Origin of the sequence: Pandoraea captiosa (genome assembly GCF_902459775.1) — a bacterium.
Taxonomy (GTDB): domain Bacteria; phylum Pseudomonadota; class Gammaproteobacteria; order Burkholderiales; family Burkholderiaceae; genus Pandoraea; species Pandoraea captiosa.
Genome location: NZ_CABPSQ010000002.1, coordinates 50,740 through 68,936 on the forward strand (window position 1 = coordinate 50,740; position 18,197 = coordinate 68,936).

Sequence of the window (18,197 nt, forward strand, 5' to 3'; positions counted from 1 at the left end):
GGCAGGTCGCAAAAACAAGTGGCGAGATTGTAGCCGCGAACCGGTTGGCCAAAGCGAGAACGTCAAAATTATCCACAAAACAGGGTTTTCGGGGGTGCTCTGCATAAAATTTAAGCGCCTGTGGATAACTTTCTGGATAACTTATCGGACTAGTTGTGCATGGGTTCGGGATAAGTCGCGAATCTTTCCACAGGGGTCGAAAACTGTTCAGAGTTGTTCTCGGGATACCCGCTGTTTGTCCATCCAGTTCTCATTCCGGCAACTTCCTGTTTACACAACGTTAACTGTGGTTATCCACAGGAGCTGGCTGCCTTTGTTAACTACTACTATGTATACATACAGTAAACCTATTAAAACCTTAAAACCTTGCTACGAGCGACGCGAAAACGGCAAAACCCTGTCGGCCTGAACAGTGGAAAACGCAGCGCTGGCGATGCGTAATTCCGGTGTCTGGAAGCCACTTCCCACGGGTTTTGCCTCTGAGAGCGGCACGAAAGGCATGCGCTCCAAGCGGTGTGCCGCACGAATGACTGCAGAAAGGGCACATACCGACGGCCGAGCAGCCCCCGATCGGCTGCCGCATGTCTCGCCATGGGAGCCAGGGCAATAAAAAACCCCGCCAAGGCGGGGTTTCCTCACACCGACCGGTTCACGGTCGATAGCGCGGGGTTCGGGCGATCCCGTTCATCACGTCGCCCAGCGCAGACATTGCTGACGCACCATCTCGTTAAGCGATTTCGCATCGGCGTGCACCTCGCGAAGCCACACGGCGTCGTTCTTGCCCGACGAGACGAGTTGACGGATGTCTTCGCAGGCAGCCTCGGCTTCAAGCACCACGGCATGCGGCTTGATCAGGTCCAGGGTCTTGGCGATGTGATCGCCCAGCATCGAGCGCTCACCCGTCTGAGGATCGACGTAAGCCCCTTCCAGACCGAAACGGCAGGCCTCGAAGCGGTTGAAGGTGTAAACCAGATAATCGTCCTCGCTGAGCTCGAACGGGCGCTCATTGAGCAGATAGTGGGCCAGAGACTGGATGTAACAGGCAATGGCGGCCGCGCGGTCCACCGACAAGGGGGTATCCATCACCCGCACCTCGATCGTCCCAAAACCCGGTTTAGGACGAATATCCCAGTAGAAGTCCTTCATGCTTTCCACGACCCCGGTCTTCACCATCTTGTCGAAGTAGGCTTCGAAGTCCGACCACTTCAGTACGAACGGCGCACGACCCGACAGCGGGAACGCGAAAACGGAGTTCAGACGGGCCGAGTGGAACCCGGTATCCACCCCCTGCACGTACGGCGACGAGGCCGACAGCGCGATGAAATGGGGGATGTAGCGCGACATCGCGTGCAAGAGGTACAACGCGCTGTCCGGATCCGGGCACCCGATGTGGACGTGCTGACCGAAAACCGTGAACTGCTTGGCCAGGTAGCCATAGAGTTCGGACAGGAAGTGAAAGCGCGGCGAGTCGTAGATGGTCCGCTCGCTCCAGCGCTGGAAAGCGTGCGTGCCGCCGCCACACAGCCCGACATTGAGCTGCTCGCTCGCCGAGACCAGCACGTCGCGCACCCGACGCAGTTGCGTAAGCGCATCGCTGTGGTGATGACAGATATCGGTTGAGAGCTCGATCATGCTCTCGGTCATCTCCGGCTTGATATCGCCCGGGTGCGTTTCCTTGGCGACAAGCCGCATGACGTCGGCGGCCGCCTTGGTCAGATCGTAATCGTGACGATTGACGATCTGCATTTCCAGCTCCACCCCGAAGGTGCAGGGCTTCGAGGGAATGAATTCTTCTAGTGACATGGCTTAATCCTTCCGTTCACCGACAAGGGCCAATGCCCAATAGACCACCAGCGGTGCCACCAGTTGCAGCACGGCAATGGTGCACATCACCACTGCCTTGAGCATCGGATCGAACTGCGGGTAGATGTCGTACGTATCGGCAACGAGTACGAACGCGAGACTGGCCATCGGACACAACGACAATCCGAGCGCGATGGCCTGCTTGTAGCTGATACCGGCCTGATGCGCGACGGCCACCGTGCCCACGACCTTGGCTGCGCCGCGAACGACGATGATCGCCAGCGCCGCCAATCCGCCGAGCACCAGGTATTCCCACTGGAATGCGAGCGACGTGAGCACGAACAGCACCACGGCCAGCAACCATCCAGCCGTGCCGAAGTACGCCGGCCACAGCTGCGGACGCTCATCCAGATTCCGGAAAATGATTCCGGCGAGGAGCAGCGTGAGCGAGTTCGGCAGCTTGAGCATGTGCACCAGCGCAACCATGAGCATGATCAGGCCGATGAGCATTACGAAGGCATGGTGGTCCTGACTGCCGAACTTGCGGAAAACCAGATTGCAGGCTTTGGCCAGCACGAATGCCAGAACGATCGACCCGATCAGCAGGTAGAGCGGATGGAACAGCACGACCCAGAAGCTGGAGTGGTACGCCTGATGCATCCAGCCGTAGACAAGCTTGACCGCTACGACCGCATACACACTGTTGAGCGCCGCCAGGGCCAGCAGACGTTCCGTCACCTGGCCTTCGGCCCGCAACTCGTTCTTGAGCTGGATGACCACCGCCGGCGATGTCGCCATGCTGATTGACGCGATAAGGACCGCCGTGAGCGGCGATACGCTGAAGACACGCAACACCGCGTAGACCGCGACGAAGGTAAGCAAAGCTTCCAGCGCACTGGTGACGATGATCCATGGATTGGATCGCATCCATTTCAGGTTGAGGCGACTGCCGAGTTCGAACAGCAGCAGGCCCAGCGCCAGGTCTATCAGCAGCCGGATGGCCGCGCTTGTCTGCGCGTCCAGCATGGATGAAAGACCCAGGGCGCCACCGACCAGCCCGACCACGGCGTAACCGGTGATGCGCGGCAGGCGCAGTCTCCGGAAACAGATTTCCCCGGCGAGTCCGGCAAATACCAATGCCAGCCCGGCGAAGAAAACGGGATCGGGCGCCGGCGGCCAGCCCGGGAAAAGGGACAGTTCCGACGTCATTAATGCTCGCTTTGCGCCGCTTGACGGCGCATCAAGTGGTGAAAAGGAAAGAAAGTCGCGCGCGGGGTTGCAGACAAAGGACAAATGCGCGACGAACCCGAAGGGTTGGGGTCATTTTGCCACAGTCGGTTTCCGAGGCTTTCAAACGGTCGTTACGATGCTCCGAGCCCCGCCCGGCGGGCATGTCCGGGGCATTAGCTTCCTGAGATCGGTTTTACCTTCTGCCAACGGCTGACGCAGACTCCTGCGTGGCGTCGGAGATTGCCGCATTCATCGAAAAGGTCGGAAAGTACGGGGGCGAGCGCCAGAGGGCGCGTCGGCCCCGCATGGGGCGGGCTTTTCACCCCTATAGGGTCAGATTCGATTTAATCTCAAGATCCGACTTTTCAGAGTGAAGACGCATGAGGCTGCGGCCCGATCCGGTCCGAACCACGTGAACAGCGGACGGCGCCGGGTTTTGTCTGATGATGTTGACGGTGGATACCCGTGCGAGCGTTCACCCAAGCCGTCCGCCGCCTTTCGGCTCACGCCTTGCGCAGGGCATGCATCAGGTAACGCGCCGGATCGATGGCGTCTGCCAGATCGCTGCCGATGGGCCACGGTTCGCCCTCGATCTGACTGGCGACGAGTTCCGCGCACAACGACGCGAAGACCAACCCTCGCGACCCGAACGCAAAACTCGCATAAAGGCCGTCCAGTCGCGGCAGATCCCGCAGGTGGCCCCCGGTCAGACGCCGTCTTCGCGGTTCGATCGCGTTCATGTCCGGCAACTGCCCCGCCATTGGCAGTCGGTCGGGTAGCAGCGCCCGGAACGCCGTGCGTCCGCCGAGCGCCTCGGCTGCATGCTCGTTGGCGAGCCCGTTGTCGCCGAAGGCTTCGGCATGGGCGGGCAACAGGACGGCCAGACGCCGCAAATTGGCCTGATGATCGGCGAGTCGCACGTCGGGCGAGGGATCGTCGAAACCATATGTCGCCCCCGTGATCGGACCTGCGCCGCCCAGCGGCGACGGCGCCACATAGCCATCGCCACAGACAGGAACGCGCAAGCCTGGCAAGGCGTCCGGGGGCAAGAAGGTCAACTGTCCCCGAACGCGCTTGAGCGGCACGAATTCGGACGACAGATAAGGGGAGAGCAGCTTTTGCGAGACGTCGGCTGCCGTGACGATGGCGACATCGGCCTCAGCCAGCACCCGTCCGGTTTCGTCGAGCGCGGTCCACCGACCGTCCTCCCGACGTGCGAGGCGCTCGACACTCACGCCGTAACGTGCGTCCAGCGAGGCACCCGCCGCTACCAGTTCCGCGCGACACAGCATCGCGGGCGCGAGCCATCCGCCCTCGGGATACCAGACGCCGCTATGGGCCAGCGTCTCCCCGGCGAGTGCCGAAGCCTGCGCCACATCCACCCACTTGGCGTACGACTCCGGATACGCGTGCGTACCCAGCAGATGCTGTAAGGCGAGGGCTTCGTCGTCGGACGTCGCGACCTGAAGCAGCCCGTCCGCCCGCCCGGGCAGGCCGCCCGGCAAGGTGCGCCACTGCGAGAGCGCATAGAGGAAGCCGGCGCGCGTGAGGCGCGACAAGATGTTGTCATCGGCCGAGAGTTGCGGATGGAATACCCCGGCGGGATTGCCCGAGGCCGCCGAACCCGGTGCCTGCGCCCGTTCGAACAGACGCACGCGCCATCCGCGCGCCACGAGGCATCGCGCCATGGCGGCCCCGGCCATACCGGCGCCCACTACGATCGCCTCACGCGCGCGAGGCGATGGCGCGACCGGCGGGTCATAGCGCCGCATGCGGTACGGCGGTGCGTAAGGACCGGCCAGCATCGAGCGCTTCGGGCCGTAGCCGTGATGGCGCGCGACCTGAAAGCCGGAAGCGATCAGGTCACGTCGAATCTGCCCCACGGCGGTGTATGTTGCGAGCGTTGCGCCGTCACGTGCCAGCCGTCCAAGCGCCTTGAAGATGTCCGGCGTCCAGATATCCGGATTCTTGGCCGGAGAGAAGCCGTCGAGGTAGAAGGCGTCCGCGCCGACACGCAGCAGCGTCAGCAGATCCAGCGCGTCGCCGAAGCCCACGCTCAGCACTACGCCGGGGGCGAGTTCAAGTCGATGCCAGCCCGCCACCGGCGCCGGCCACCCATCGCACAAGCGTTGCACCAGCGGCGCGAGCTCGGACATGCCCGGTTGCACGAGCATCGGCTCGAGCATGCGTCGCAAATCCTGAGGGCGGAACGGATACTTCTCCACCGACACGAAATGTAGCCGTGCGGGCCGCTGCGGGTCATCGCGCCAGGCGGCCCATGTGGCGAGGAAATTCAGGCCCAGACCGAAACCCGTCTCGACGATGACGAATTGCTCGCGGCCGCGCCAGCGTTCGGGTAAGCCGTTGCCGCCGAGGAAGACATAGCGCGCCTGACCGAGCGGGCCGCCCACGCTGTGATAGACGTCCTCGAACGCTTCGGAATACGGCGTGCCGTCTTCCGTGGTCGACGGCTGCGCCGGGGTGATCGGCTCAAACGGGACCCGTGGCCCCATGCCCGCACGACGGTTCATTCGCTCCCCCGCTCTTGCGTCACGATGTCGATCAGTCCTGGCAACGACACCACGCCAAGCCACTTCCCGTCGACGTCCGCTACCGGCACCCAGTCGGCGTGCATCGTGCCCACGGCGCGCAGTGCGCTCACGAGCGCCATGTCGCCGTCGAGCGCCTTGCAAGGCGTCACCACTTCGGTCCAGAGCGTCGGCTCGCCCGTCGCCTGCCGCCGCCACCAGCGCGCTGCGTCGAGCGTGCCGATCAGACGACCGTCCTGCGCGCGCACCACGAGATTGCGATAGCCGGTCTCGATGAGGCGCTCGCCGATGACATCCGAGCTGTCGGCGGCGCTCACCACCGCATCGTTGTCCACGGCGAGCGACGACAGTCGCATGTCACTGCCCTCGCCCGTCATCGACAGCCAGCGACCGGCCACGAGGTTGCGTCGCAACGACTTGGCGTAGACGGAGTCGGCACGAATCGTGTGCGCCGTCAGGTATGCGGTAACGCATGCCAGCATGAGCGGGAGCACGACCTGATAACTCAACGTCATCTCGAAGATCATCAGAATCGACATCAGCGGCGCATACGTGGTCGCCGCGAGAAACGCGCCCATGCCGACCACGGCATAGCTGCTCGCCACGGATGCCGTCGCAGGCGCCAGCGCATTCATCGCCAGGCCGTAGAGACTGCCAAGCGCAGCGCCCACGAAAAGTGTCGGCGTGAAAACCCCGCCCACGGCGCCCGACCCGGCGGACGATGCCGTCGCCAGCACCTTGAATACCAGCACCATCGCCAGCGCTTGCCACGCCCAATGCGTATGCAGAATCGAATTCACGACGCTGTAACCGTTGCCCCAGACCTGTGGCACCTGCAACGACAGCGCACCAACCACCAGTCCGCCGAGCGCAAGACGCAGGAACAGCGGGACCGGCAAGGCGCTAAAGCGCGCTTTGGCGCTGTCGAGCAGGCGCAGGAACAACGGCGCAAGCACGCCGGCCAGCAGGCCGAGGCCCACATAGAAAAAGACTTCCCAGCCGGAGACGAAGTCGAAGCGCGGCATCTGATAGACCGCGTCGTAACCGAGGAACTGACGAATGACGATATTGGCGATGACGGAGGCGACGACCAGCGGCCCGAGCGTGGCCGTCGAGATCGAGCCGTAGACGATCTCGGAGATAAAGAGCGCCCCCGCTATCGGGGCGTTGTAAGCGGACGTGATGCCTGCGGTCGCGCCACACGCCACCAGCAGCCGCAAGCGCTCGGGCGGGAACGCCAGTATGCGTCCGACGAGCGAGGCGAACATCGCCGCGAGCTGGACCATCGGGCCTTCCCGGCCGATCGACGCCCCCGACGCGACCGAACACAGCGACGACAGACTTTTGACGAGCGTTTGCCGAAGGCTGAGCACGCCCGTGCCGATCGCGATCGCTTCCATGTAATCGTCGGCGCCCTTTTTCGGCACCCAGAGCGTGGCGTACTGGAGGATCAGTCCGGCGACGAGTCCCCCCGCGCTCGGCAGCAGGAGCCGCTGCCACCAGTCGTAGTTTTGCGCCAGCTCGACCATGCCGCTGCGATGGCCCGCGAGGAGAAATTGCAGACCCGAGAGCGCTTCACGAAACGCGACAGTGGCCAACGCCCCCAGCAGCCCGACGATGCCGGCAAGCAGCAGCGTGATTTGCAGGGTGTTCGGGGCGAATTGACGGCGCACCCACACAACGACGGGCGATTTGGCCCAGGCGGACACTGCTGACACGGATAAGAGACAGAGTTGTTGTCGTAGTGGGCCTCATGGTATCGACCGACGCCTTTTTTTGAAAGCGACCCACGGGCACCCGACGTCGACGTCAAAAACTGAGTTTTGCTCAGGTAACGTAATTTTCGCTTCGCATTTTGATGTCGCGCTGAGCCGGACGCCCGAGCGTGCGGCGCGGTGGATTTATGACGGTTTTCGTGGCGGGCGATGGCGGCTGCCGATCGGCTCCTGCACAGATATCCCGCCGGCAGCGTGATGCGCGCATTTTCTCCTAGAAACTGAGGATTGCTCAGATAACGTGTTTCTAAAGGGCCTGACGCGAGGATTCGACGGCACGCTGCAACGTGTTCGAACCGCCTCGCATCGTTCATCGACGTCGGCGCTACTCGTTTTCCGGGCATTTTTCAGGAGACGTCCGCACGCCGGATTTTCGCGACCGTCTGCGCTGCACGCCGTTTCTGAACCGTATTCAGATAAAGGTAAATTTCGAGGCGGTGAAGCGTAAATGCCTCGTTCTTTTGGAGGCGTTCTGGCGAGCGGCGGGCACAGAGAGCGCGCCCTGTCGCCATCCGGGGGGATTGCTGCGCGGCACGCAGCCGGTCCTTTTGCACCGGCGTTCTGCCACACGCTGGCCGTTCATATCCTTCATGTCGCGGCGCAGATGGCACGAGCACGAGCGCCGTGCTCGCGCACCGAACGTTCCCAAACACAAGCTGCCCGGCACTTTTCCAGACACGTCACTTCGCTGGTCACATTCCACGCGGTGAAATAGAATGGCGCGCAATCGAATTGGAAATGAAGCGTAATACCCGAATGGCAGTTAGCAAAAAGGCCGCACAAAAAACGCCCGTGCGTCTGGAAGATCAATTGGGCTTCGCGTTGTACGCGGCTTCACTGGCGATGACCAAAGCACACAAGCCGATGCTCGACAGACTCGGTCTGACCTACTCGCAATACCTTGCAATGGTGGTGCTCTGGGAGCAGGACGACATTGCGGTCAATCAGCTGGGGGCGCGTCTCGGGCTTGACTCCGGTACGTTGACGCCGTTGCTGAAAAGACTGGAAACGATGGGACTTTTGACGCGACGGCGGGGGGAAGAAGACGAGCGCCAGGTCTTCATCGACCTCACGCCACGTGGTGTGAATCTGCGCCGCGAGGCGCGACAGGTTCCCGCCCAGATTCAGGCAGCGACCGGGCAGTCCGATACCGCACAAAAGACCTTGCGAAACCTCCTGCTACAACTGCGCGACGCACTCAACGACGCCTGACAAAAACAAAACGCGCGTCCCCTTGCGGAAAGACGCGCGTCATTCAGTTGTGCACAACCTAACGTGCACGCCTTGGAAACTTAGTGCGCCGGCACGAGCATTTCCATGCCGTCGATTTTCTCGACGGTGTAACCGGCGTCACGCCAGGCATCCAGTCCGCCGAGCAGCGGCCGCACCTCCGTGAACCCTTGCTGACGCAGTTGCTGTGCGAGTTTGGCCGCCGTCACTTCATTGGGACACGCGCAAAACACGACGATCCTGCGCTCGCGCGGCACGTCGCGCAATTTCTCGGCGATTTCATCGGGTTCGACGGCCAGTGCGCCGGGTATCGTGAAAGGGTCGACGGCGCGGCGCGCGGCCGAGCGAACGTCGATCACGACCGGCGTGACGTCGTCCTTCATCCAGGCTTCGAGCGTCTGCACGCCGATTCGCGCCATGCGCAGCGAGCGCAGCAACCGGTAACGGTTCAGCCAGCGATTGAGCAAATACAACGCGAAGACGAGGACCACGAGCCACAGCACACCCCGACCGAGGGTGTCGAAGGCGTCGAGCACTGCGACGATGTGCGATGCGAAGCCGACGCCCAGCGCCACGGCGACCCCCGACCAGAGCACGGCGCCGATGGCGTCATACAACAGGAACGTGCGCCACGACACGCCAAGCGCGCCAGCCATTGGCACCGACAATGCCGAGAGTCCCGGCACGAAACGAGCGAACATCAGCACGCGCACGCCGTGACGGCCGATCGCCCCTTCCGTGCGGCTCACACACGTGTCGGGCGAGATCGACAAACGGCACATGAGGCGCAGGATGTGGTGACCGTAGCGACGTCCGGCAAGGAACCAGAGCGCATCGCCCAGTAGTGCGGCCACGACGGCCAGCGCCACGATCAGCAACGGCGGGAAAAGCGAGGTCGACGCCGTGACGATGAGCGTGGGATAAGCCGGCAACGGTAATCCCAGCGCCTGTCCGAAGATGTTCAGGAAGACGAGCCAGAGCCCGAAGCGGGCGATCATATCGAACAACATGCCGGGTACCTGTTGGGCAGAAAGAGGTGGGCGAAGGCGCCGTCGGTCGCCTGAAGACGAACGAATCTGACACCAATGCGCGCAATACCGCATGTTAGCGCCGCGCCATGACGGCAAGAAGCCGTGAAGCCGAAAAGTACTGTTGCTTTTCTGGAACGATTGCCGTTGCGCCAGACCACTCCGCGCCTATTGGCGGCGCGACGTCGTAACCTGGCGGATCCGCGCGCTTCAGTGTCCCATCGATGGCGCCGCGCCCTTTTTCGGTCTTGTCAGCCAGACCAGCACCGCCATGGCGAGAAAGACATAGCCCGACAGATGAAAGATGTCGTTCGTCGCCAGCATGAAGGATTGGCGCGTCACCACGTCGTTGAGCATGCCGATGTCGGCGCCGTTCGCAAGGCCCAGGCCCTGGCGTAGCTGATCGAGGTAACTGGTGGTGGCGTCCGAATACGGTGTGACGTGCTCCGCGAGCCGCGCGTGATGGTAGATGGCGCGGTCTTCCCACATCGTCGTGCTCACGGCGGTGCCGATGGCCCCCGAGAGCGTGCGAAAGAAGTTCGACAATCCCGAGGCGGCCGCCAGCCGTTCGTCCGAAATGCTCGACAGCGTGATGGTCGTGACCGGCACGAAGAAACAGGCGATGCCGATGCCCTGGACGAGCCGCGGCTCGATGACCTTGGCGAACGACAGATTCAGGGCGAAATGCGAATTCCAGAACGACACGCCAGCGAAGACAAGGAACGCAAACGATGCCACGGCTCGAAGATTCAGCCGATTCATGTTTTGCCCGATGATCGGCGAGAGCACGAGCGCCAGCAGACCGACTGGCGCGGTCGCGAGCCCCGCCTTGCCCGCCGTGTAATCCATCACGGTCTGGAGCCACAGCGGGAAGATGACCACCGAGGCGAAGAACGTCATGAAGCCGAACGAGATCACCACCACGCCGAGCGCGAAATTGCGGTCCTTGAACAGCGAGAGGTCGATGACCGGTCGGTCCGACGTAAGCTCCCACAGGATCAGGAACGACAGACAAACCGCCGCCGTTATCGCGAGCGTGACGATCAGGCTGTTGTTGAACCAGTCGCGATCCTTGCCCAGGTCGAGCATCATCTGCAACGAACCGACGCCCACGGCCAGTAGCGCCAGACCGATCACGTCGATGGGCAGCTTCTGCGTCTTCGTTTCATGTCCGCGCAGGAGGATGAGGCATGACACCGCGGAGAACACGCCGACCGGCACATTGATGTAGAAGATCCACGGCCAGGTGTAGTTGTCGGTGATCCATCCGCCGATCACAGGGCCGAAAATGGGCGCGACGATCACGGTCATCGCCCATAACCCGAGCGCCAATCCGCGTTTTTTCTCGGGAAAGCTGCGTAACAGAATGGTTTGCGAGAGGGGCACCATCGGGCCGGATACCAGTCCTTGCAGCAAGCGGAAGATGACGAGCGACTCCATGTTGGGCGCCAGTCCGCAGAGCATGGAGGCAATCGTGAAAGCCGTGACCGACATGACGAAGAGCTTGGCTTCGCCCACGCGCCGCGCGAGCCATCCGGTGAGCGGAACGGCAATGGCGGCGGCCACGGCGTATGAGCTGATGACCCACGTCCCCTGACTGTTCGACACCCCCAGACTGCCGGCGATGGTCGGCACGGCGACGTTCGCGATGGACGTGTCGAGCACCTCCATGAACGTGCCCAGTGCCAGTCCGATGGTCAGGATGGCCAGTCGTCCGCCGGTGAGCGGTGCGCCCTGTGTGCCCCGTGCATTCTGTTCGTTTTGCGGCGCGCCAGCGGCGGGTCCGGTAGCGGCGTTTGCCATGTAATGCCTCTCCCTGAAATGGTCGTCGCCTCGCACGGGCCGGTGTCGGATGGACGAGGCCGCATGCCTTGCGGTCAAAACTTCCGGTCGAAAGCTGTCGAAAGCCATCGAAAGCGCTCGACGTCTTCCCCGGATGGTGCCGCACATCGTGCGCGCTGTGCGACGCAGGTTTGGAACCGGCTCTCTAAATTGTCAGCTTACGCCCGTCGATGTCTTGCAATCTGGCTCATTGTTCGTGAATCACGCGTCCCGTAAGGGTTTGCAGACGGCGAAGTTCCGGTGACCCGCCGAGCTTGCGACGATTCCTCCCGCGAAGGCGACCGTCAGTCATTTTTGCCCCTTGACGCCGTAGAGGCAGCGGGATTGAATCGCCGTTAGCGCCAGATGTCAGCGATGCAATGTCGCTGTCGCGGGGGCGCTGACGTGCCGTCGTCGATGTCTCGCAGGCTACAAAAAGAAAACACTCGCGTCCCCTCGCTCATCGGCGTTCGGGCGGCAGCGAAATCACAGGATAAGCCCATGCAGCCAGGTAGCGTCGTTCCTCTTTCCTACAGCGAGTTCCTTGTCCTGCTGTCTTTCGTGATATCGGCGTTGGGGGCCTATGTCGCGTTGGTGGCCGCGTCGCGCATTCGCGACGAAGACGGACGGATCAGTCCCGGTTATGTCGTGGTGTCTGCGCTGGCACTCGGTGGCATTGGCATCTGGGGCATGCACTTCATCGGAATGGCTGCGCAGCGCCTACCGTTCCCTGTTTCCTATTCCCTCTGGCCGACGCTCGGAAGCCTGGTGCTCGCCGTGATCGTGTCCGGCATTGCGCTGTGGTTTGTTGCGCGCGCACCGTACCGAAGTGCCCTGCAGTGCTCGATCGCGGGCGTGGGTGCCGGTCTGGGTGTCGCGGGCATGCATTATCTCGGCATGAGCGCGATGCGCACGCAGGCGTATTTCGAGTGGGACACGACGATCATCGCCCTGTCGGTACTGATCGCCATTGTGGCGGCCAGTGTGGCGCTGTGGCTGGCGTTCCATCTAGAGACGAGTCTGCAACGGGCGCTGGCGGCGCTGGTGATGGCCGTTGCCGTGTGCGGCATGCACTACACCGGTATGCGGGCCGGCACGATCATCTGTACCGCCGAGACGCGTGCGCAGATCAGTCTGCGTCTGCAAGGCGATACGCTGCCCTACGGCGTGTTCTTCATCGCGTGTGTCGTGCTGCTCGCCATGGCGGTGCTGCTGCATCGCACGTCGCGCAAACGTCGCGAGCGCATGGCTGCAAGGCTCGAAGCGCTGATGCGTCAGCGTGCGGGGCACATCTGAGAGATCGGTCCGAGCGCCCGTCACGGTCCTGATACGGTCCTGATGCAAAACGCCGGCCCATCGGAAGACGGGCCGGCGTTTTGTTGTCTTGCCAGTGCTGCCTGACTTTCCTGGCGCCTTGCGACGCCGCACGATGTTCAGTGCAGGATGGGGCTGCCCCCGACGGGCATGACGTCGCCTGTTTCGATCAGGTCGACGATATCGAACGGTTCAGTGTTGAGTTCGCGCGACGCGCCGGGTTGCCCGGCATACCACTTAACCATCGCCATGTGACCCAGCACACGGATCACGATGCCAACGGCACCACGCGGCACTGCGATGTGATTGGATTTGACGATCGATCCGACTTGCACTTGAGCCTCCTGCGAATGACGAGAAACCGACGCGCCGACCGGACGGCCGGCATATCGTCATCCGACTATACCGTATTGCGTTGCGGGCATTGGCGATTTCTCGGAAGACGTTTCGAAAAAGCCTTCGCCACCCTCGGTGCGTCCGCTGTGATGCTCGGCGAGCAGACGATAATGCGGCCCGCGCGGGGTGCGCACCGAATGCACGAGCACGTAGCCGTCGCAGTGCCAGACCAGCGGATGCGGATAAGGGTCGGTCGGCGCGCGGCGCGCATGACGAAGTAGCGAGACGTGGGGGCGGAACGATTGCGTCACCACCCGTGCGCCGGTTGCGCGCCATTGCGAGAGCAGCGTATTGCGCGTCGCCACGAGGCTGTCAGGCACCCCTTGCGCGCCCGCCCAGACGATCTTGCGATCGGACCAGTAGCCGAGATGATCGAACGTCAGGGTGAACGCTTCGAGCGGGGTGCGCTGCATGAGCGCGAGCAACACGGGCAGACGCGCAGGATCGACTTCGTCGAGAAATGCGAGCGTCAGATGCAAGGTCTGGGCGCGAAGCACGCGTCCGCCGCATTCTTCGTGAGCCGATCTGGCCCAGTCGTGAAGTTGCGCGCGCACGCCCGGCCCGGGCCACAGAGCAAGGAAGAGTCGCATGAGAACACCAGAGGGAGTGGATCCTGCTGATGATTCTCATAGTAGACGGGGGATCCGGCGAATGCCAGCCGGACAACCCTGAGCCGGTCTGTCGGGCCAGATCGTCGCTTCAGGTTATCGCGTCAGTTCGTCGAAATGCCCGGCGTGATACCGCGACGGTTGCGGCGCGGGGTATCGGCCGGCTTCTCTTCCGGCCTGGCTTGTACGGGCGGTCGCGTGATGGTGTTCCAGTTGTTCTGGATCGCAGCGTCGGTCGTGTCGCGGGACACGGCGCGCGAGATGTCGGCCGACGGGTTGAACGTCGACGCGTTGCCCGCCCCACTCGCGCCACTCGCGCCACTCGCGCCACTCCCGCCACTGTTAAGGGGGGCCGACGTGTTCTGCGCGCGCGCGTGTGGCGCGGCGACGAGCGCTGCGATCGCAACGACTGCGGCGACAGCAACGCTGGAAGCGGCGGAAGCGGAACGCATCATCCCCGGCGCATGACTCAAGGCCCGCGATGCGTGCGATGCGGATGTGTCACGGGGGTGGGAGGTGTGGCGGACAGTCGAATCGAGGGTCATCGAAATGCTCATGCGGGCAGACACAAAACTGGCACTGTGCTGCGTCTGCCGTATCGCGAATGGTGTAATGGGATCAGTAGCTGCCGGCTGGCGGCCGCCAGCCCGGAGGCGGTGGCGGGGGTGGGGCATAGCGCTGGACCGGCTGCGACGAAACCATATCGCCACGAACGGGAACGCGATGACCGGCGGCATACATGCACTGAATGTAGGCCTGATCATAACGGCTTTGAGTCAGGTATGCAGACGTCTGGGCATTGCCTGCGCCGACGGCACCCCCTGCAAGCAGCCCCGCCCCGGCGCCGATCGCCGCGCCCGAACCACCACCGATCGCTGCACCGGCGGCAGCGCCGAGCGCAGTACCGAGCACGGCGCTGCCAATGGCGCTGTTGTTGGCCGCCGCGGTGGCGTCGACGCCGCCGTTTTGTCCCGATGCATATTGGCGGCAGTTGAAGTCGTCCTGACGGAACTGGTCGAAGGATTTGCCCGTACCGGGTAGCGCCATGAGACTCGGGCCCGTGGGGACCACCACGCAACCGGCGAGCATGGCGGTCGCACCGACGATGACGAGGGGTGCCAGAAGGCGGTGCATGCGGCGGGAGCGTGCCGCGGTGCCTGTTCGGGAAGCGGTGCGTGCGTGCACGATAGGCGATTCGAATGACATCACGTGTCTCCCGATCAGTTCGATACCGGTTGGGCGGGGACCTCGCGCCATCCGGAAGGACACGTTTTCACGTAAGGATAGTAAGCGCCGGCCTTGTCGCAGTAGTACCAGGTGTCGCTGTTTGCGCCCGGGCTGTCGTATTGTGCGCCGGCCTGCGGTTGCTCGATGTACTGCTGCGGCTGACTGGGAACAACGACGAGCGGCGGCGCGTAGTACGGCGCGGGCGCAGCATAGGGATAGGCGTAGGGATACGGGTAATAGCCGGGGCCGACCCAGACGCGCACACCGCCATGCCAGGCGAAGGCGCTGCTGCTGGCCATCGCAGCGGCCACGGCGACGAAGCCAAGGACAACAGGAAGACGTTTCACGACACGGACCTCGAAGAACGAACGCCGGGCGCTGTGAATTCCGCCTGGCGTGCGTCGCAAATGAGCGGAATGCAACCGGATGTGACTTGCGCCTCGATGTACCTCCGACGCCACACCGCCCTGGAGTTGACGCATCAGAGTCTAGGCCCCGCACCGCAGTCGGGCAATTACGATCCCTGTTAGAAGTGTTTCAAAGCATTACCTTCGTGTCGTGACTTCCCGTTGCACTTCGCGTGCACTTCCTCTCTCTCGATGGCGCGCGTGTCGTTTGCAGCTCGCAAGCCAAGCGCGACCAATTGCGGCCCATCGCAAGCGCATCCCGACAAGCGATGACCTATGGCGTGGGCGTCTTAAGATCCGCTTAAGGTTCGGTTCGCATACTGGGTTCGTCATCCGCAGCAGCGACGCTGTCAGGACAAGACATCGGACACGTCATCGCATTCGCACCACACTCGTGTCGCTCACAGAGGCAGATCATGAACCAGCAGGAATTGCAGACACTTCAGGGCTTTCTCACGCAACTCACGCAAGCGCAGGCAGGCGTCAAGGACGAACAGGCCGAAGCATTGATCGCCGATGCCATTCGTCGTCAGCCGGACGCCGCGTATCTGCTCGTGCAACGCGCGTTGCTGCTCGATCAGGCGCTGGTGTCGGCGCGTGCACAAATCGCGACGTTGCAAGCGCAGTTGCAGGCAGCGCAGGGCGGCGCTCTCCACGGCCACGACGGATTTCTCGGTGGCGGCAATACGTGGGGGAATGCAGGTAACGCAGGCAGCGCAGCCGGTGTGGGGTATGGGCTCGGCGGCGCTGGCAATGCAGGCGCTGCGGCTGCCCAGGCGTCTTACCCGACGCCAACGCAAGCGCCTGCGTCGGCACAGCCGTCCGCACCACCCGCACCACCAGCTACCCCCGCGCAACGCTCAGGGTGGCTCGGCGATGGCGCGCGAAGCACACTCGGCAGCATCGCCACGACCGCGGCGGGCGTGGCCGGTGGCGCATTCCTGTTCCAGGGCATCGAGAGCCTGTTTCACCGCAACGGCGGTGGCGGCTTCTTCGGTCAGCCAGCGATGGGCGGAATCGGTGGCGTCGGTGGCATCGGTGGAATGAGTGGCCTGGGCAGCGGCATGATGCCCTCCGAGACCATCATCAACAACACGATTTACGAGGACGGGAATCGCCGGGAGGATGGCAATGGCAACGCAAACCGTCAGGTCGACGCATCGGACTCGGACTTCTCGAATATCGACGATGCACTGAGGGACAACGGCGACTACGTCGACACTGACGCGAGTGACTTCAGCGACTTCAGCGACGACGATTCGAACTATCTGTAACGCCGAGGGGCATACGAAGCCGCGAGCGCGACCCATGCGCTCGCGGCTTCGCGGGATGCGTTACTTCCCGATACAGAACCGACTGAAAATCACGCCAAGCAAATCGTCCGACGTGAATTCGCCGGTGATCGTGCTGAGTTGTTCCTGCGCGAGACGCAGTTCTTCGGCGAAGAGATCGAGCGCACCGGCGTTCTGACGCGCATGCGCATCCGCCATCTCGATGTGTTCGCGCGCCGCACGCAGGGCCGACAAGTGTCGCTCGCGCGCGAGAAACACGCCTTCGTTGCCCGCCTGCCATCCCGCAATCTTCAACAGTTCGGCGCGCAGGAAATCGATGCCCTGACCGCCCTTCGCCGACAAGCGAACGCCCAGCGGGGCGCTGCCTTCCCGGGGCAATACAGTTGCCGGTTCGCCCGCAAGATCCGTCTTGTTGTACACGCGCACGATCGGCACGTGCTTCGGCAGTTGCTTGGCGATGATCTCGTCTTCCGGCGTCATGCCGGTGCGCGTATCGAGCAGATGCAGCACGGCGTCCGCCTTCGCGATCTCGCTCCAGCTGCGCTCGATACCGATGCGTTCGACCTCGTCTTCCGTCTCGCGCAACCCCGCCGTGTCGATGATATGCAGCGGAATGCCGTCGATCTGGATCGTCTGCTGCACCTTGTCGCGCGTGGTGCCGGCAATCGGCGTGACGATGGCCAGTTCGGCCCCCGCGAGCGCATTGAGCAACGACGACTTGCCGACGTTCGGCTGCCCCGCCAGCACCACGTTGATCCCCTCGCGCAGCAGCGCACCCTGACGCGCCTGCGACAACACCTGTGCCAACTGCGCACGAATGCGTTCGAGTTGCCCGAAAGCATCGGCGGCTTCCAGAAAGTCGATTTCCTCTTCCGGGAAGTCGAGCGTCGCTTCGACGAGCATGCGCAGATGGATCACCAGATCCACCAGCGAGTGAATTTCGCGCGAGAACGCACCGTCGAGCGAACGGCTCGCCGACCTAGCTGCAGCTTCGGTGCTTGCCTCGATCAGGTCGGCGACCGCTTCGGCTTGCGCCAGATCCAGCTTGTCGTTGAGGAACGCGCGATGCGTGAATTCCCCCGGCTCGGCAAGCCGCACCCCCAGCGCCGCGCCTTCGTCGATACACCGTTGCAAGAGCAATTGCAGAACGATGGGGCCGCCGTGGCCCTGGAGCTCCAGCACGTCTTCGCCGGTGTACGAGTTTGGACCCGGGAAATACAGCGCGATGCCGCGGTCCAGCGCCTCGCCGGTGCCGTCGAGAAACGGCAGATACGACGCGTGACGCGGCTTGAGGGGCTGCCCGACCAGACGCGCGATGACGCGCTGCACGGCGTCGCCGCGATGCTTGCCGAAGGACACGCGCACCACGCCGATGCCGCCGCGTCCGGGGGCGGTGGCGATGGCGGCGATCGGGACCGTCGAGACGGTCGTGGGGGCAGAGACGCTCATGGAACGATTCGTTGAAAAACAGTGGCTTATTTTGACATGCACCAAACAAAACCGCCCGCGAGAGACTC

The 18,197-nt window shown here is 63.1% G+C and carries 15 protein-coding genes; 3 read left to right on the forward strand and 12 right to left on the reverse strand.

The window, feature by feature from the left end:
* Nucleotides 1-687 precede the first annotated feature (687 nt).
* The 4 genes from PCA31118_RS05590 to PCA31118_RS05605 form a co-directional block, all read right to left on the reverse strand.
* A complete protein-coding gene (locus PCA31118_RS05590; RefSeq protein WP_150623865.1) occupies nucleotides 688-1,803 on the reverse strand; it encodes a YbdK family carboxylate-amine ligase in 1,116 nt (371 codons plus the stop codon).
* A 3-nt stretch (nucleotides 1,804-1,806) separates the two neighbouring features.
* Nucleotides 1,807-3,012 (reverse strand): cation:proton antiporter, encoded by a 1,206-nt coding sequence (locus tag PCA31118_RS05595; protein ID WP_150623867.1) that lies wholly within the window; start codon nucleotides 3,010-3,012, stop codon nucleotides 1,807-1,809.
* 524 nt (nucleotides 3,013-3,536) lie between these two features.
* On the reverse strand, nucleotides 3,537-5,564 hold the full coding sequence (gene mnmC / locus PCA31118_RS05600) for a bifunctional tRNA (5-methylaminomethyl-2-thiouridine)(34)-methyltransferase MnmC2/FAD-dependent 5-carboxymethylaminomethyl-2-thiouridine(34) oxidoreductase MnmC1 (RefSeq protein ID WP_246190094.1): 2,028 nt from the start codon (nucleotides 5,562-5,564) through the stop codon (nucleotides 3,537-3,539).
* On the reverse strand, nucleotides 5,561-7,261 hold the full coding sequence (locus PCA31118_RS05605; RefSeq protein ID WP_150625130.1) for a ClcB-like voltage-gated chloride channel protein: 1,701 nt from the start codon (nucleotides 7,259-7,261) through the stop codon (nucleotides 5,561-5,563). The genes mnmC and PCA31118_RS05605 overlap by 4 nt, the downstream gene beginning before the upstream one ends.
* 852 nt (nucleotides 7,262-8,113) lie before the next feature.
* On the opposite strand from PCA31118_RS05605, the gene PCA31118_RS05610 reads away from it, so the two are divergent.
* Nucleotides 8,114-8,569 (forward strand): MarR family winged helix-turn-helix transcriptional regulator, encoded by a 456-nt coding sequence (locus PCA31118_RS05610; RefSeq protein WP_150623869.1) that lies wholly within the window; start codon nucleotides 8,114-8,116, stop codon nucleotides 8,567-8,569.
* Between the two features lie 80 nt (nucleotides 8,570-8,649).
* On the opposite strand, the gene PCA31118_RS05615 is transcribed toward PCA31118_RS05610, so the two are convergent.
* Together PCA31118_RS05615 and PCA31118_RS05620 are read right to left on the reverse strand one after the other, a co-directional pair.
* Nucleotides 8,650-9,597 carry a DedA family protein/thiosulfate sulfurtransferase GlpE gene (locus PCA31118_RS05615; RefSeq protein WP_150623871.1) on the reverse strand — a complete coding sequence of 316 codons (948 nt, stop codon included), beginning with the start codon at nucleotides 9,595-9,597 and terminating at the stop codon, nucleotides 8,650-8,652.
* 228 nt (nucleotides 9,598-9,825) lie between these two features.
* Nucleotides 9,826-11,418 carry a DHA2 family efflux MFS transporter permease subunit gene (locus PCA31118_RS05620; protein WP_246190095.1) on the reverse strand — a complete coding sequence of 531 codons (1,593 nt, stop codon included), beginning with the start codon at nucleotides 11,416-11,418 and terminating at the stop codon, nucleotides 9,826-9,828.
* Between the two features lie 519 nt (nucleotides 11,419-11,937).
* On the opposite strand from PCA31118_RS05620, the gene PCA31118_RS05625 reads away from it, so the two are divergent.
* On the forward strand, nucleotides 11,938-12,732 hold the full coding sequence (locus PCA31118_RS05625) for an MHYT domain-containing protein (RefSeq protein ID WP_150623872.1): 795 nt from the start codon (nucleotides 11,938-11,940) through the stop codon (nucleotides 12,730-12,732).
* A gap of 137 nt (nucleotides 12,733-12,869) precedes the next feature.
* Here the strand turns inward: PCA31118_RS05625 and PCA31118_RS05630 are convergent, their stop codons facing one another.
* The 5 genes from PCA31118_RS05630 to PCA31118_RS05650 all read right to left on the reverse strand — a co-directional run bounded on the left by PCA31118_RS05630 (nucleotide 12,870) and on the right by PCA31118_RS05650 (nucleotide 15,328).
* Entirely contained in the window at nucleotides 12,870-13,085 is a 216-nt protein-coding gene (locus tag PCA31118_RS05630) for a hypothetical protein (RefSeq protein ID WP_044457536.1), read from the reverse strand.
* A 57-nt stretch (nucleotides 13,086-13,142) separates the two neighbouring features.
* Nucleotides 13,143-13,736, reverse strand: a complete 594-nt coding sequence (gene thpR, locus PCA31118_RS05635; RefSeq protein WP_150623874.1) for an RNA 2',3'-cyclic phosphodiesterase — start codon at nucleotides 13,734-13,736, stop codon at nucleotides 13,143-13,145.
* A gap of 122 nt (nucleotides 13,737-13,858) precedes the next feature.
* Nucleotides 13,859-14,209, reverse strand: coding sequence for a hypothetical protein (locus PCA31118_RS05640; protein ID WP_150623876.1), 351 nt, complete (start codon nucleotides 14,207-14,209; stop codon nucleotides 13,859-13,861).
* A 163-nt stretch (nucleotides 14,210-14,372) separates the two neighbouring features.
* Nucleotides 14,373-14,888 carry a hypothetical protein gene (locus PCA31118_RS05645; RefSeq protein ID WP_150623878.1) on the reverse strand — a complete coding sequence of 172 codons (516 nt, stop codon included), beginning with the start codon at nucleotides 14,886-14,888 and terminating at the stop codon, nucleotides 14,373-14,375.
* 86 nt (nucleotides 14,889-14,974) lie between these two features.
* On the reverse strand, nucleotides 14,975-15,328 hold the full coding sequence (locus tag PCA31118_RS05650; RefSeq protein WP_150623880.1) for a hypothetical protein: 354 nt from the start codon (nucleotides 15,326-15,328) through the stop codon (nucleotides 14,975-14,977).
* A 476-nt stretch (nucleotides 15,329-15,804) separates the two neighbouring features.
* On the opposite strand from PCA31118_RS05650, the gene PCA31118_RS05655 reads away from it, so the two are divergent.
* A complete protein-coding gene (locus PCA31118_RS05655) occupies nucleotides 15,805-16,662 on the forward strand; it encodes a DUF2076 domain-containing protein (protein WP_150623882.1) in 858 nt (285 codons plus the stop codon).
* Between the two features lie 60 nt (nucleotides 16,663-16,722).
* On the opposite strand, the gene mnmE is transcribed toward PCA31118_RS05655, so the two are convergent.
* The gene (gene mnmE, locus PCA31118_RS05660) at nucleotides 16,723-18,129 is read right to left on the reverse strand and encodes a tRNA uridine-5-carboxymethylaminomethyl(34) synthesis GTPase MnmE (RefSeq protein WP_150623884.1); all 1,407 of its coding nucleotides are present in this window, start codon (nucleotides 18,127-18,129) and stop codon (nucleotides 16,723-16,725) included.
* Nucleotides 18,130-18,197: the final 68 nt, after the last annotated feature.

Bases quoted from the DNA above. Each gene is read 5' to 3' on its own strand.
- PCA31118_RS05590 (WP_150623865.1), bottom strand. From the start codon at position 1,803: ATGTCACTAGAAGAATTCATTCCCTCGAAGCCCTGCACCTTCGGGGTG.
- PCA31118_RS05595 (WP_150623867.1), bottom strand. From the start codon at position 3,012: ATGACGTCGGAACTGTCCCTTTTCCCGGGCTGGCCGCCGGCGCCCGAT.
- mnmC (WP_246190094.1), bottom strand. From the start codon at position 5,564: ATGAACCGTCGTGCGGGCATGGGGCCACGGGTCCCGTTTGAGCCGATC.
- PCA31118_RS05610 (WP_150623869.1), top strand. From the start codon at position 8,114: ATGGCAGTTAGCAAAAAGGCCGCACAAAAAACGCCCGTGCGTCTGGAA.
- PCA31118_RS05615 (WP_150623871.1), bottom strand. From the start codon at position 9,597: ATGTTGTTCGATATGATCGCCCGCTTCGGGCTCTGGCTCGTCTTCCTG.
- PCA31118_RS05620 (WP_246190095.1), bottom strand. From the start codon at position 11,418: ATGGCAAACGCCGCTACCGGACCCGCCGCTGGCGCGCCGCAAAACGAA.
- PCA31118_RS05625 (WP_150623872.1), top strand. From the start codon at position 11,938: ATGCAGCCAGGTAGCGTCGTTCCTCTTTCCTACAGCGAGTTCCTTGTC.
- thpR (WP_150623874.1), bottom strand. From the start codon at position 13,736: ATGCGACTCTTCCTTGCTCTGTGGCCCGGGCCGGGCGTGCGCGCGCAA.
- PCA31118_RS05640 (WP_150623876.1), bottom strand. From the start codon at position 14,209: ATGATGCGTTCCGCTTCCGCCGCTTCCAGCGTTGCTGTCGCCGCAGTC.
- PCA31118_RS05645 (WP_150623878.1), bottom strand. From the start codon at position 14,888: ATGCACCGCCTTCTGGCACCCCTCGTCATCGTCGGTGCGACCGCCATG.
- PCA31118_RS05655 (WP_150623882.1), top strand. From the start codon at position 15,805: ATGAACCAGCAGGAATTGCAGACACTTCAGGGCTTTCTCACGCAACTC.
- mnmE (WP_150623884.1), bottom strand. From the start codon at position 18,129: ATGAGCGTCTCTGCCCCCACGACCGTCTCGACGGTCCCGATCGCCGCC.